This window comes from Candidatus Tisiphia endosymbiont of Metellina segmentata, assembly GCF_964030715.1.
Lineage (GTDB): Bacteria > Pseudomonadota > Alphaproteobacteria > Rickettsiales > Rickettsiaceae > Tisiphia.
The window spans coordinates 599,111-614,666 of the sequence record NZ_OZ034919.1; the positions used below are offsets into that span (position 1 = coordinate 599,111).

Annotated in this window: 11 protein-coding genes; 3 read left to right on the plus strand and 8 right to left on the minus strand. The window is 32.7% G+C overall.

The genetic code is table 11. The annotated features are described in order from the left end of the window. Positions 1-11: 11 nt before the first annotated feature. From queF to acnA, 3 genes are read right to left on the minus strand one after another with little or no spacing between them, the layout of a single operon-like run. On the minus strand, positions 12-842 hold the full coding sequence (queF, locus tag AAHM80_RS03250; RefSeq protein WP_342260264.1) for an NADPH-dependent 7-cyano-7-deazaguanine reductase QueF: 831 nt from the start codon (positions 840-842) through the stop codon (positions 12-14). Beyond that, complete coding sequence (locus AAHM80_RS03255; RefSeq protein WP_341748473.1) at positions 842-1,198, minus strand: hypothetical protein; 357 nt, start codon at positions 1,196-1,198, stop codon at positions 842-844. Before AAHM80_RS03255 ends, queF begins: the two co-directional genes overlap by 1 nt. Further along, complete coding sequence (acnA, locus tag AAHM80_RS03260; RefSeq protein ID WP_342260412.1) at positions 1,191-3,845, minus strand: aconitate hydratase AcnA; 2,655 nt, start codon at positions 3,843-3,845, stop codon at positions 1,191-1,193. Before acnA ends, AAHM80_RS03255 begins: the two co-directional genes overlap by 8 nt. A gap of 404 nt (positions 3,846-4,249) precedes the next feature. Here acnA and ccmA point away from each other — a divergent pair, with 404 nt between their 5' ends. Then, positions 4,250-4,852, plus strand: coding sequence for a heme ABC exporter ATP-binding protein CcmA (gene ccmA, locus AAHM80_RS03265; RefSeq protein ID WP_342260265.1), 603 nt, complete (start codon positions 4,250-4,252; stop codon positions 4,850-4,852). Positions 4,853-5,091: 239 nt separating this feature from the next. Here the strand turns inward: ccmA and AAHM80_RS03270 are convergent, their stop codons facing one another. The 5 genes from AAHM80_RS03270 to xseA all read right to left on the minus strand — a co-directional run bounded on the left by AAHM80_RS03270 (position 5,092) and on the right by xseA (position 14,195). Next, positions 5,092-6,624, minus strand: coding sequence for an NTP/NDP exchange transporter (locus AAHM80_RS03270; RefSeq protein WP_342260266.1), 1,533 nt, complete (start codon positions 6,622-6,624; stop codon positions 5,092-5,094). 159 nt (positions 6,625-6,783) lie between these two features. Further along, a complete protein-coding gene (locus tag AAHM80_RS03275; protein WP_342260267.1) occupies positions 6,784-10,332 on the minus strand; it encodes a hypothetical protein in 3,549 nt (1,182 codons plus the stop codon). 372 nt (positions 10,333-10,704) lie between these two features. Then, positions 10,705-11,136 carry an IS200/IS605 family transposase gene (tnpA, locus tag AAHM80_RS03280; protein WP_342259383.1) on the minus strand — a complete coding sequence of 144 codons (432 nt, stop codon included), beginning with the start codon at positions 11,134-11,136 and terminating at the stop codon, positions 10,705-10,707. A 116-nt stretch (positions 11,137-11,252) separates the two neighbouring features. Beyond that, the gene (locus AAHM80_RS03285; RefSeq protein WP_342260268.1) at positions 11,253-12,818 is read right to left on the minus strand and encodes a transporter substrate-binding domain-containing protein; all 1,566 of its coding nucleotides are present in this window, start codon (positions 12,816-12,818) and stop codon (positions 11,253-11,255) included. 27 nt (positions 12,819-12,845) lie between these two features. Continuing rightward, on the minus strand, positions 12,846-14,195 hold the full coding sequence (gene xseA, locus AAHM80_RS03290; RefSeq protein ID WP_342260269.1) for an exodeoxyribonuclease VII large subunit: 1,350 nt from the start codon (positions 14,193-14,195) through the stop codon (positions 12,846-12,848). 158 nt (positions 14,196-14,353) lie between these two features. Here xseA and AAHM80_RS03295 point away from each other — a divergent pair, with 158 nt between their 5' ends. Both AAHM80_RS03295 and AAHM80_RS03300 read left to right on the plus strand, forming a co-directional pair. After that, positions 14,354-14,854, plus strand: a complete 501-nt coding sequence (locus AAHM80_RS03295; protein WP_342259545.1) for a helix-turn-helix domain-containing protein — start codon at positions 14,354-14,356, stop codon at positions 14,852-14,854. Then, the gene (locus AAHM80_RS03300; RefSeq protein WP_342259546.1) at positions 14,848-15,408 is read left to right on the plus strand and encodes an IS630 family transposase; all 561 of its coding nucleotides are present in this window, start codon (positions 14,848-14,850) and stop codon (positions 15,406-15,408) included. The genes AAHM80_RS03295 and AAHM80_RS03300 overlap by 7 nt, the downstream gene beginning before the upstream one ends. The last annotated feature ends 148 nt before the right edge of the window (positions 15,409-15,556 follow it).

The following is a 15,556-nucleotide window of genomic DNA, read 5'->3' on the forward strand; positions in this document are numbered from 1 at the left end:
ACTAAGCATTATTATTGACGAATATGTCTTATATTATTAAGTTTTGTAACCTCTAGGTTGCAATTGGAGCGTATAGGGTTAATATCTATGCCACCACGTCTTGTATATCTCGCATAAACAGTTAATTGATCGGGAGTACAAAACTTATTAATATCACAAAAAATACGCTCAACGCATTGTTCATGAAATTCATTATGATTACGGAATGATACTAAATATTTTAACAAAGAACTATGATCAATTTTCTTGCCTCTATAACTAATTTGTACTGATGCCCAATCTGGCTGGTTAGTAACTAAACAATTCGATTTTAGCAAATTAGAATATAGCACCTCATCTACTACTTGCGTATTGTCTTCAGACAATTTTGGCAAATTTTGACTAGTCTCAAAACTAGTAATTGTCACCTCCAGTTTATCCAAATTTATGCCTGAAAAGGACTGCAGCTTTATTCCCTCATATGATTCTAAATCTTTTATAGAAACAGTTACAGGTGCTTGAAATACCAAACTTAAGTCCTTTGCAATTAATTCTTTTACTTGGTCTCTATTATCAAACTTAGTATTATTAAAAGAATTTAAATAAAGCTTTAGTGATTTTGATTCTACAATATTAGGCGACTCACAACTTACCATGAACTCCAATATTTTTACTTCAGGTTTACCACTTGGGCTTAGCCAAGAAACTTCATAACAATTCCAAATGTCAAATCCATTAAACGGCAAAGAACCTACTATCTGTAAGCTATCTCTAGCAAATTTACGACTGATTGGGTGTAGTAAACTATTGTCATACAAATCTGCATATTTAGTTTGCTTTCCAAGTACGGTTTCAAGCAACATTATTTTATCCAGTAAGTCATATAGTTTGGATGTCCTGTATCATTCAACAAATATTTGAGACCTATAGCGATTCTTAATATAAACCAAACAAACAAGCATGCGTATAACACCGGACCAATTAGTATTATAGTAGTTATCATAGATATTATAATACCAATAAATCCTATACAAAAAGTACGTAATATAAAAGTGTAATGGCTAGCTAAAAGTCCATCTTTAATATCCTTATTAATATATGCAAAAACTGCTCCAATAATAGGTAATAACGGTGCAACTACTCCGCACAGAAATAATATATAAATTACTATAAGGTTTGTTTTCCCTGCATTTATATATTTCTTAATCTCCTTATCCATGTTCATCTCTTAAATTTTTAACTACTAGATGCATTATACTACCATGTTTTATATAGTCTATCTCATTATCTGTAAAAACTTGTAATATTACTTTGATAGTCTCAACTATACCACTTTTTCTCTTTATGATACAATTAAGTTGCTCATAAGGCGTTATTTCATTACTCAAGCCGGTAATGGTGACATACTCAGAACCATCAAGTTTTAAGTCATTTACAGTAGAAGAAGCAAGAGCAAGCGGTAAAACACCCATACCCACTAAATTTGATCTATGAATTCTTTCAAAACTTTCAGCAATTACTGCTTTTACTCCAAGTAAACTAGTACCTTTTGCTGCCCAGTCTCTTGATGAACCAGAGCCATATTCTTTACCTGCAAAAATTACTAAAGGCACAGAATGAGCTTTATAATCCATTGCAGCATCATAGATACTCTCTTGATTACCTAGTTGGTTTATAGTTACCCCTCCTTCAATTCCGGGACACATGGCATTTTTTATCCTATTATTGGTAAAAGTACCTCGCATCATTACTTCATGATTGCCACGCCGTGATCCATAAGAATTGAAATCGATAGGTAGAATGCCATGCTCAGTTAAATACTTAGCAGCAGGACTTGTTTTACTAATATTGCCGGCTGGAGATATATGATCAGTCGTAATAGAATTGCCAAAAATAGCTAATATTCTAGCAGATTCTATATTGTGCAAGTTACTAGATATATGTTCAATACCTTCAAAATAAGGAGGATTGTTGATATAAGTACTATCTTTACTCCAATTATAAGTATCAGTTTTAGTTACTTTAATATCTTGCCACTCTTTATCACCTAAAAATACTTCACTATATTTGTCTTTGAACATTTTAGAGTTAATAGATTGATCTATTAACTCTTTTATTTCTTGGTGGGTTGGCCAAATATCCTTAAGATATATATCCTTACCATTATGACCTTTACCTATCACGTCAGTTTCAAGATCAATGTTCATAGTACCTGCTAGGGCATAAGCAACGACTAAGGGAGGAGAAGCCAAATAACTAGCTATTGTTAAAGGGTGTACCCTGCCCTCAAAATTTCTGTTACCAGATAATACCGAAGCAACAACAAGATTGTTCCCGGCAATAGTCTCTTCTATTTCCTGCATAAGCGGACCGGAATTGCCTATACAAGTAGTACAACCATAGCCGACAAGATTAAAACCTAAATGATTTAGGTACTGGTCAAGTCCACTTTTTTTCAGATATTCCGTTACTACTTTTGAACCAGGGGCTAACGAAGTTTTAACCCATGGTTTTTTCATCAACCCAAGTTCTACTGCTTTCTTAGCAAGCAAGCCTGCTCCAATCATCACAGTAGGATTCGAAGTATTTGTACAGCTTGTGATTGCAGCTATTACGACATCACCATGCCCTATACTATATTGTTCATCAACAGGGTACTTTTTATCAATATCAACATCACCTCTAGTTAGAGAAGGTAGTTCAGTTTTAAAATTACTAGCAGCATTTTTTAGGTTAACCCTATCTTGCGGACGTCTTGGTCCAGCTAAGGAAGGTTCTAAAGTAGATAAATCCAGTTCTAATATATCAGTATATTCCGGAGTAATTATTGGATCAAACCATAATGACTGTAGCTTAGCATATTGCTCTACTAGCTTTATTCTATTTTGATCTCTAGCTGTAAAATTAAGGTATTTTATAGTCTCATTATCAATTGGGAAGAACCCACAAGTAGCACCATACTCAGGAGCCATATTTGATATAGTCGCCCTATCTGCCAATGTAAGGCAGGAAAGCCCATCTCCATAAAATTCAACAAATTTGCCGACTACATTTTTCTTTCTTAGCATTTGAGTAACTGTTAGCACCAAATCTGTAGCAGTAATCATTCCCTTTAAAGAGCCAGTTAACTTAAAGCCAATTACCTCTGGTAAAATCATTGATAAAGGTTGACCGAGCATTGCCGCCTCAGCCTCAATTCCCCCAACTCCCCAACCAAGAACTGCTAAACCATTAATCATCGTAGTATGACTATCTGTGCCAACTAATGTATCCGGATAAGCGAAAGTTACACCATTTTGTTGTTTGCTCCACACAACATTGGCTAAATATTCCAAATTAACTTGATGACAGATTCCTGTTCCTGGAGGTACTACTCTAAAATTATCAAATGCTTCTTGCCCCCATTTCAAAAATTCATAACGCTCTAGATTCCGTGCTACTTCCATTTTGACATTCTTAGCAAACGCATCACTTGTTCCATAATAATCAACTTGTACAGAATGATCTATGACAAGGTCAACCGGGATCAGAGGATTAATCTTTAATGGATTACCCCCTAGTTTTTTTATAGCATCACGCATAGCAGCCAAATCAACAATAGCAGGAACTCCGGTAAAATCCTGCATTAGTACCCTAGCCGGCATAAACGGTATCTCAGCGTCAGATTTTCTAGCCTTAAGCCATTCTTTAAATAGTAACAAGTTTTTTTTATTACCAGTTAGACGAAGGACATTTTCAAATAATATCCTTAAGCTATAAGGTAGACGCTTTAACTCAAGATTAATATCACTTGCCGCTTTATTTATATCAAAAATTTTATAAAGATTATCTCCTACAGATATTTCTTTAAGATAATCAGGATTCATTCCCGTTCCTCCAATTTTTTTAATCATTAGGGTTTACGCGAATTTGGTATAAGAATTTGTCAATTCTTATACCAAATTCGGTGAAATTATCGAAACAATCAGATTTGAGACGGCTCTGCATCTGATTGTTAAATTAATATTTTGCTAAAAACATGATTTTAAAAAATTAAAATCATGTTTTTAGTTTTAGAAAGGTTTAAAATGCATTTGCAAAACCGCTTTAAGAATACATTTTTCCTTATATTAAAGGCAATTCGGGATAAGAATTAACTAATTCTTATCCCGAATTGGCATACTTTGAGTATACACTTAAAAATACCTACCACTAAGCCTTTCATTTAACTTAACTTGAAAAAATAAATATTTGAAGTAAATTATATAAAAAATTTCTTAGAATCGTATAAATGCTGTCATTTGAACAACTCACTTTTATTATAGACGAAAAAACTATCTTCACTAATATTAGTATGACTTTTTTACCATCATCTATAGTTTATTTACAGGGAGCAAATGGTTGCGGGAAGACTTCACTACTTAGAATTGTAGCTAATATACAAAATCCAACAAGTGGCAATGTTTTGTATAGATCATTGAACTGTAAATATTTAAAGAAACCTTATTGTAATTATATTGGACATAATCTTGGATTAAAATCCCAAATAACTGTATTAGAGCATCTAAAATTTTGGTCTACAATTTATGATTCCCTTGAAGCTTTAGAATCTTCGATATACTATTTCAAGTTACATAATATTTTGCATGAGAAATGTTACAAGCTGTCTGCTGGTAACCAAAAGAAAGTTGCCTTAGCAAAACTCATTGCTTGCCAGTCAAATTTATGGCTATTAGATGAAGTAGAAGCAAACCTAGATCAAGAAAACAAAGAATTACTATATAACTTGATTATTTTGAAAGCAAATAATGGTGGAGTTATTGTGGGCACCTCCCACTCTAATATAGATATTAAGACAGCACAAATAATCAATTTTAAGGATTATAATTGTTAGACCTTAGTAACCTTAATTCGATATAAGAATTATTAATTCTTATATCGAATTGGCTTCTTATAATGAAAAATGCATTCTTGAAGCGGTTCTACGAATGCATTTTAATCTATTACCGCTAATAATTTTATTTTTATAAGTATAAAAATAAAATTATTAGCAAATTAATATTTAACAATCAGGTGGGCAGCCGCTTCAAACCTGATTGTTTCTATATATATCACTGAATTCGATGTAACTTGTTACATCGAATTCAGGTTTAGTAAGTTTTTGTAATATCGATTTAAGACTTTTACACCCAAAATCCAAACTACACAAACAACAAAAAAAACAACCATCAGAAAACCAGCTAGATCGTTATGTACAGCATTTGGGAAAATACTGAAAGAGACGAATTGAATAATTGCTCCAGAAGATTTTCCTACTTTGTATCCAAGTACATCTACTGCTGCCTTTCCCTTAGTTTTCATTTCATTATCAAGAGGTATATATACCATTTCTTTAGTAGAATCAAACAATGAATATTTTACGCTTTTCCCTAAAACATGCCACAAACCACCTACAAAAACAATTATCATTAATGGAGAAAAATAACTAAGACCAGTCATAATTGCCAATAAAGGTTTTTCTAGTACAACAAAGGTAAAAAACATCATACCTGATAACAGTGTTACGATAGGGGTGATCACTGCTCCCCAAAACCAACCACAAACCCTAACTAAACTACTACCTAGAAAAGCACAAATTAAAGTAAGTACTCCTGTCCAAAAAAACACCTCACCAGTGTAAGATATAAATGCTTGGGTACTAGGGTATAATTGCTTGGTTTTAGACATCCATAATCCTTCAATTAGGTTGATTGTCATGGAATATGAAATCATTAATACACAAATAATTCCTAAATATTTAGATGTAAAAATTATTTTGCTGCTGTCAACTAACCCCAATTTTAGTATATCGGTTCTTTTATTTTTGAATCTAATATTTTTAGTAGTTTCTATAATTTTCAATTCAACAAATCTATGCAAGATTAAACAAATTAGGCCAGAAATTATAATGATTAGCATAAACGATTTAAGGAGAATTTCTGTTTTGTCGTTAAGATGGGAAAATAGAGGTAACAAAAAATGTTCACCTTTGGCAAAATATATAATTATACTGCCAGATATTAGTAAGTTAGTTTGACCAAATAAGGAAAAAAACGTATAAAATCTTGGAGCTTCTTCAATACTGGTAATCTTATTAGCAAGTTGCCAGTATAATAGTGTAAATACAATTACTGGCCACAACTCCCCCATTATATAAAATAACACAATACTCCATTTTCCCCAAATGATGATAAACCATTTTAAATGTGGAAGTACGGTAACATAATATTCTATTACTTCAGGATCTGGATGAAGATATTCCCGGTATGGAAACAACACAAAACCAAATAATATGAAGAATCCCAAGAAAAAAGATACTACTATCCTAAACACTTGCTCAGTTGTCATAATATTACAAAGTTTGGAGTAAAGAATGACAAATAAGACACCCATAGGCATCTCACCCCAAAGTTTTATAAAGCTTAAAACTTCCGTACTAATTAATGTCACTACCAAGCTATCTTTGATACTACGTACTAGATTTTGGTTAAGGAGAATACAAAACATTAGTAAAGCCATAGGTATAAACTTTACTAATTCGTTAGATCTAATAGGCCAAACAACGTGTCTAAATTTACTATTTCTAGCCCTATTCCACATATTGCAAGAAGAATTTACTGCATCCATTTAATACCCATGCTCATTTCCAAGCAACCTAAACTATAAAAAAAACCATGTCAAGTAGTTTTATAATTTAATACTCGATAATCAAGTTTTTTTATATCCCGCTACCTACGCAGGGACACCCTAGGCTATTAAACCAATGTCTTACATCGATACTTGAGGTTATATTACGCTTCCAGTAATTGCTGTTTGTTTAGACTTGGGAGATGGCAAATGTTTTATATCGCTGTTAGATGTCCTATTTGGCACAACATGTTTAGATACACTATCCTTTATATCATTAATGACCATTTCACTATTCTTGCTTTTAGTACTCTTTGCCACATAACTAGTTGCTTCTTGACCTATTTTTCTAGCCTCACTTTGAACATCTTTTTTATGTTCAGGTAATTTCGTCCTCTCGTCAAAACTAACCTGATCAAACGTAGCTTTACTAATTGTCTTGCTCTTAGAGTCTTCTGAAGTAAATTGTGCCTCAGTCAAATCCGTGCCTTTCATAGAAATATCTTTAAATGTTAGCCCACTTATATCGCCAACAATTTTAACATTATCTAAAGTTATTTTATTATTTGCATGATTTTTATTATATTGATTAATTGCAGGCAAAAGAGTTTTTAAAGATTTTGCATCAATAGTTGTCCCTTCGAAACTAATTTTATCTTTAAAAATAGCTCCTTTAAAAGAACAATTGCTAATTTCGCTATTTTGAAAAGAACGTTCTTTAAATATCGCCTTATCAAAATTAAACCCATTAACTATAACATTTTTAGTAGGTATCGGATTTTCTTTGTCAAAAACAAAACCTCTGAAATCTTTACTTATTAGAGAATATTCTACAGTTTTTGAGATTGTACCAATATCAGTGGCATCAGCTTGTTGTTGCAGTAACTCACCTAAATCAAGTTTCTGTCCATCTATTTGCTGAGAACTCTGTTGAGAATCTTTATCAGAAAAACTAAAATGAACTTTGCCTAAAGATTCACTCCATTTTTGTCTACGTGTTCTCAGTGAGGTAAAACTTCTTTGTATTAGGAATCTAGCCCCTTCAACTAATGTTTCTGATACTATTCCTAGTAATTTCCTGTCAGATAATAATTTGAATATCCCGAACATACCCATGTTATAATTACCAGTCTTAAATTGTTCGGCTATCTTTGTTAAATCTGGTATCTTGTTGCTAGCTAATTCAATAATTTCCTGACCTTTTACTTTTAAATTCCTACCCACAACTGTTGTATTGAGAAATTCATCAACTACAGCACCAAATCGCTCAGCATTCTCGCCAAGAAACTTTGGAATATCTTTATCAATTATTTTCCTCACATCTGCATTTTTTGGTTTATTTATAAAATCTAAAATAGAATCTGCTACTGTAACAGCTTGAGCAATTTTCTCTTCTTCAGGACTATTTACTAGGTCTTGAATTTTAGTAATAATAGTTGTTACCCCCTCTTTATCTTTTAAAGTAGCATTAACCAAATCAGTTGCTATTGGTAATATTTGTGGAACAGTATCAATAGCTAACTCAGCCATCTTTAATACCAGCTCAGGTTTAACTCCAGCGGGATCTAGGCTAGCTTTAATCTCTTTTTGCTCAGTTACATTCTTTGTAACTGCTAAAATAGTAGCTTTATTTTGTTGTAAATAAGCAGGGATACTCTTAGTTAATAGAGGAGTAATATTTTGAGCAACCCTACCTACATCATCAATTATATTAGACAAAATTCCTAGCGAAGCCTCATTACTAGCTTCATTTTGGTACTTAGCTAAATTACTATTAATTCCAACTAGCTCTGGCACTGTACTAAGACCAGCTGATACTATATCAACCATTAATGGTACTGTAGCATCTATCAATTCTTGTGGTACAGCATATCTTGCAATTTGGGGATTATTATTACTAATATTATTAACTATAGCCTTGATAGTTTCTGTATTTTCTCTAAGTAAATTTGGCAAATCCTCCTTTATATTTTGCTGGATATCTGCATTTTCAAGTAGTCCTATAAATTGTTTAATTACTCTTCCTGTAGCTTGATCTTTTAACTCAATATCGCTAGTGTCTTGAGTTATTGTTTGTATATCTTGATAAAGTTCCTTTATTTGTTCTAGACTTACCGCTTTCATAGTATTTTGTAGCACATCAATAGCTATAGGAATTACCTTCCCATAAAATTCAGGGTTTACATTAGCTAGAATTGGAATAATAGGTGATGCTACTACTTTATAAATATCCTCTTTTTCTAAATTTTGAGTATTGCTTTGAGCCAAAGATTTAGCATTACTCTTTAGTGTTTCAAGTAATTTTGGCAGAACTTGAACAGCAATATTGGCAATCTCTGTTTTATTTTTTGCTAAAACATCTGGCAATTTTTCCTTTAATGTTGTTAAGGTTGCATCAAGTACACTAATATCTATTTTATCTAATATTGTACCAAGTAAATCTTTTTTTACTTGAGGGTCGTCAGATAAAGCTCTGTCAGCAGTTAGCTGCACAATTTCTATAATATTTTCAGGGGTTTTAAGTATCTCAACAACGATATTTTTGACAATAGGTAATAATTGACTGTTTATATATTTTTCATCAAAACCAGCTTTCTTTAATTCTTGTAATAAAATAGCCCTATCATACTTGGCTTGTAGAGATTTTAAAGAATCAATTTTTTCTTCTAACTCTTTAATTTTAGATTCTTTTCTTATTGTAGACGATTTTAGCTCTTGTAATTCTTTGTCTAGTTCCGGTAATTTCTGTATATCATCTTTTTTAGAATTAAAATCTTTTTGTATCTCATCTATTTTCCCCAACTCTTTTAATGCAATCTTGGTAAGAATTGGAGCAAGATTTTCCACTAATCCATTAATTATTTCAACATTTTGAGTAAGAAATGTTTTTGTATCAGGATCTTGTAACAATTTTATAAAGAAAGGAAGGTTAGATGGATCATATTTTTCTTCACCATTTAATATTTTCTGTAATTTCTCTATTTCCTTAGCATAAAACCCTCCTGAAGTTATAACGCCAACAGTTGTTTTAGCATGACTTACTGCGAATTGTATACCCTCTATGGCAGCTTTAAATGCCTGACCTTTACCAATACCTTTTTCTTTTGTTCTAGGCTCTGCTAAAGGAGATAATATTTTCTCTAAACGAGTTTGATCTTTTAAAATATCGCTACATATTTTAAAAAATTTTTCTTTTTCTTCTTGATAGGAAAGTTCTCGCTTTTGCTGTTGCTTTATCTCCTTTTTTTCTTGCTTTTTCTGTTGCTCTTCTTGCTTTTGTTCCTGTTTTGTCTCCTTTACTGCTTGCTGTTTGTCATGGGAGTTAACTAACTTGTTATAATCCTCTATCTCTTTGTTGCATGCATTAAGTTTTTCTTCCCATGACTTCACTTGTTCTCTTGTCTTTTTTTCTTGAGGTTTTTGCCTTGCTAATTCAATTAACTCTTTATACTTAGTAATTTCTGCTAATAAATTCGCTTGCCTTTGCTCAACTAATTTTTTATATCCCTCTATTTTTTTTATCTTTTTTTCTATTTTTGCTGATTGTTTGGCAATTTTTTCTTTATCTTTGAGGTTCTTTATATCTAATACTTCTTTTTCTTTTTTATAAATATTTTCTTGTAAATTTCTCAAAGTATGATTAGCCGATTTAAAAACTTGCTTAACGGCTTTAGTAAAAATTGATACCTTATCATTTGTTTTACTCATATCTAAATTCTCCTTTATTTATAGTTAACCTAAGAAGGTTTTAGCCATATGTTAATCTTAGCTTAACCTGAATTTGATATAACAAGTTACATCGAATCAGGTTATTTTAGACCCCACTACCCTAGGCGATGCACACAAAATTAGTAAGATGTATAGTTAAACGCCATTGCGAGAAGCCGCTTTAGTGGTGACGCGGCAATCCAAATTACTTATTATATTTTTGTGGATTGCTTCGTCGGCTCATGCCTCCTTGCAATGATGGTTTTTAACTTTCAACAGTTGTACTCCCATTATCCGAACGAAAAGTCAGAACGCCCTCGCAAAGCGAGGGGCTTGACGGTTATGAGCAGCCCAAAGGGCTGCCATTGTTAATTAAAATTCTCCTGATTCGTCAGAGCCTAAACTATCAAGTTGCTCTTGATTCTTAATGTAGTGTTTGATCTGATTCTCTTCAAATCCTACAGTTGAGACCGCATAACCTCTAGCCCACAACTTTTCTCCATTAAAATTACGTTTTCGTCCACCAAACTGCCTAGCAACGGCTATAGCACTTTTCCCCTTGATATAGCCTATTACTTCAGCTACAGAATATTTAGGAGGAATCTTGATGAGCATATGCACATGATCTTGTACCATATGCCCCTCTATGATCTTTCTCCCACGTTGAAAAGCTAACTCATGGAATACGTTCCCAAGATATTTTCTAACCTTCCCGTACAATTCTTTTTTACGACACTTTGGAATAAACACAATATGATATTTGCAATCCCATTTAGAATGATTTAAACTTTCGTATGTTGTCATATATTTTCTCCTTTGACCGTCAAGCCAAAGAAGTTATATATGATAACTTTTTATTTTATACTAAATCTAAAGGCCAAGCCTTGATGGTCTCACTAGTCAAACTAGTGGCTTACCTATCATTGAGTTAAGTTTGGAATATTATAGTAGTGAACTAAAAACCTACTGACAAAAGCACCTGCAATTACTGTAATCATAGAATATTTTATTGTATTATAATTAGGATTATAAGCATAAACATCTAATAATATACTAAAAATTCCACCCCATAATATGAATATTTCAAAATTAACTTCTCTAGGTATATACTCCATATTCTTGTCATGCTTACAAATTAAATTCCGCAATATTATACCAGCACTAGAAGTCAAACACGCAAAACATGGTCCCCAAAACTCTAACGGTTCAATTCTTTGTACAATTACGGTTACAACGCCAATTATCATAAAGGATGCCTGCCCTAAAGAATCACAAATAACAAGAGTATTACTCCATATTTTTTGGATAAAACTATCCTCATATAACTGCTTATTATAATAAGCTAGGAGTTTAACGGTAAAGAAGCCAATAAGTACCGTTATAAAAACACGAAAAGTATAATATGGAGTCAAAACAAGATTTATATTATAACCATGGTGTACTATTATAATATCGAGTAAAATACATCCTAATAGAGACGGTAACATTGCTAATACAAAAGTACCAAACAACGTGGCATTTGTTTTAGAGGATATAGTGATAGCAGAAATCGCGAATGCTATACTCCCGATAACTCCAATAATATAACACCATTCTGAATCAATAGATTTTGGCAATAAAATATGATATATATAGCTTTTAACGATTTTTTTATATTCATCGCTATCGACAAATTCTTTTATTGAATCGTTAAACCGTGCAACTATGTTAGGAGTTACAGTTTTCTTACTGAACATTAAATGTACAGGGGTTTTAATACCAGTAGGGATTTCTTCTATTTGATCTTTTTTAATATAGTTTAATGAAAGAGCTACCCCTGAAATTCTGTCAGCAAGAAACCCATCAATTTCATTACGTAGCAACCCATGAAATAACTCTAGATTACTTCCATATTTAATGATAATATCGTTATTACTCACCTGATTTAGGTAGTCAGTCGTTCTTGCATCACCATAAACAGCTTTTTTAATTATACCAAGACGGAAATTTAGTAAACGTATCTGAGCTAAAAATTCATTTATATTACTAAAACTCAAATGTTTTTTTGCTGAACGTAAAGTAAATAAGGAAATTTCTTCAAATCGATATGGAAGAGAAAAATTGGCAAAGTCTGCTCTCTCAGCAGTATAAGTAGCTCCCGCCACCATATCACTGTCACCATGCCCTATATTTGATATTGCTCGCTCCCACACAGAATCAGCATATTGTACGCCAATGCTAATTTTGCTACTAATACTATTAATTAATTCAATATCTAAGCCAGTAACACAATAGTGACCATTTTTAGCTATATGACTAAATTGGTAGGGTTCTAGTGGATACCAATCAACAAGCAGATTATCTTTATCAGACATTTCTTCAGTACATTGAGTAAAATATTTGTCCTGAATATTAGATAGTTGATTACTACTATCCTCAGGATTAGCAAAGGTAAAAAAGTTTTGCACAATAATAATAATCGGGATGATACTTTTAAGTACTTGCATTTTGCATTAGTTCTCCTAAATTAAGGTCTATTCCAAGTTTTTGCAGCATACATTAATATCACCGTCAAAGAACTTAATATTAAATTCTTGTTTTTTGCTTGCAACAACTTTTGATGTTATAAATTCTCCATTTTCTGATTTAATTACCGCAAAGCCACGTTTTAGTACAGTTTTATAATCTAGACTTGTAAGTAGCAAATTATTTAAATTTAATTGATGCTCATAATTTTTTAACTTAGTGCTAATAGATTTTAGCATATAATTAGATTGATGCACTAATTCCAACGACTGATAATTAACTATTTTTAGAGGATTTAATATTTCTATATTAAGTGAGTCAAGTTTTGCCACTTTAAATCTGAGTAGGTTAGGCAAAGAATCTGTTAATCTAAAACTGAGTTCATCAAGAAGTTGTTGATTATAGTCTATATAAGTAGTTATACTCCTAAAAATGTCAGTATTAGAGTTAACTGCTTGCTGTTCATATTTAACTAGCTGATTAATACGACTGCATAATGCATCATAATACGAACTGATTGTATAATGTAAATTAGAAAGCACAGGTACAGCAAATTCAGCTGCAGCAGTTGGTGTGGGGGCTCGCCTGTCAGCTACCAAATCGATTAAAGTATTATCCACTTCATGTCCAACTGCAGAAATAATAGGAATAGCTGAATTAAATACGCTCCGTACTACTACCTCTTCATTGAAAGCCCACAGATCTTCTATAGACCCCCCTCCCCTTGCAACAATTATAACATCAGGTTTTATATCTTTATCTAATTCATTAAATCCTGAAATAGCACTAGCAATTTCATTTGCAGCATTTTCACCTTGAACAGTAACTGGCCATATTAGTATATGAGATGGACAACGATCATTAATACGGTGTATAATGTCCTTAATTACAGCCCCAGTCATTGATGTAACCACCCCAATCTTATTAGGCAGAAAAGGTAGTGGCTTTTTTTGTTTATTGAATATACCTTCTTTTTCTAATCTCTCTTGCCGCTCCTTGAGAATTTGCATGATAGCACCAAGACCTGCAGGTTCAAGGACTTCTACCGATAGCTGATATCGTGAATTTCCTGCATACCCAGAAAGCTTACCTCTAGCTACCACTTCCATACCATCAATTGGTACAAACTTAATTTTTGCAAGTACAGGACGCCAACAAGTACAGGCTAGAATAGCTGTATTTTCTTTAAGATTAAAGTAACCATGACCAGAAGTTGCTATCTTAAGACCAGAAATTTCTCCCTTTACTCTAATATAACCAAAATTATTCTCTAGCAACTCCTTGATCTTACTAGAAATTTCAGTAACTGAAAATTCCTGATCTACTAGATTAGTAATAAAACTATCTTCTTCTAACATAATGATACACTGATTTGGATAGTGGGTTTTGAAAATGATTTTATATAAGCATTTTAAACTAATAAATTCAAGAACAAATAGACAATTAGTGTATTATACCAATTGCAATAATTAACGCAGTGGTGTAAAATGGGTTTTTAACTGATAAAGGTACTCAAATGGCTAGGTTAATATTACCGCAAGGTTTTCATGGTCATGATTTTATAAAAATGATGAAACATGAGCCGCATGGTCGAAATCGTATACGTTTATTGGCGATGTATTACCTTCAATTAGGCAAATCTTTTAAAGCCATATCTGAAATAGTGAAGTCACACTGGAAAACTGTGCAATCATGGCTCAGAAGATTTAGGAATCATGGTTTTGAAGGATTATTTGAATCACAAAGAAGCGGTGCCCCTAGGAAGATTAACACTATACAAGAGTCTACTCTTTTTGATAAAATCAATACGCTCAGTGAAAGTAAAACTGGTGGGTATATAACTGGAAAGGAGCTACATATCATGTTACTTGAGGAATATGGTGCTAAATGTACTTTAAAAACAGTCTACAATACTATGCACCGCCTTGGTTTTAGCTGGATTACTTCTCGTTCAATGCATCCAAAGTCAAATCAAGAGACTCAAAATACATATAAAAAAACTTCCCAGACATGCTAACAGAATTATTATCAAAAAATATCGATAGATGTAAAGTTGATATATGGTCTCAGGATGAAACTCGAGTTGGGCAACAAGGTAGCTTAACTCGTATATGGGCTAAGCGTGGCACTAGACCCCGTAAAGTTCGGCAACAGCAATTCATTTCAACATATATTTATGGAGCTGCTTGCCATGATACAGGAGAAGCTTTTGCATTAATTTTACCATATGCAAATACACAGGCAATGAATAAATTCTTAGAAGACCTTTCTCGCAGTATTCAAGGCAACCGACATATAGCTTTACTAACGGATAATGCAGGTTGGCACACAGCCAAAAAACTAACTGTGCCAAGCAATATCACTTTGATACCGCTTCCGCCCTATGCACCGGAACTTAATGCAATGGAACAAGTTTGGGCATGGATCAAAAATCATTTCTTGTCTAACCAATGTTATGGTGTATATGAAGATATCGTCACTATGGCTTGTTACGCTTGGAATCAATTTGCTCATAATGTAGATTTAGTAAAATCAATTATGTATAGAGACTGGATAAATACACCGTGTTAATTATTGCAATTGGTATTATAACCTCAAATATTGATGTAAGACATCGGTTTAATAGCCTAGGTTATGCCATAACTGCGAAAGTTAAAACCCGTCATTGCAAGACCACGTGAGCGTAGTGGCAATCCACATTAATTAGATTGCTTAGTCG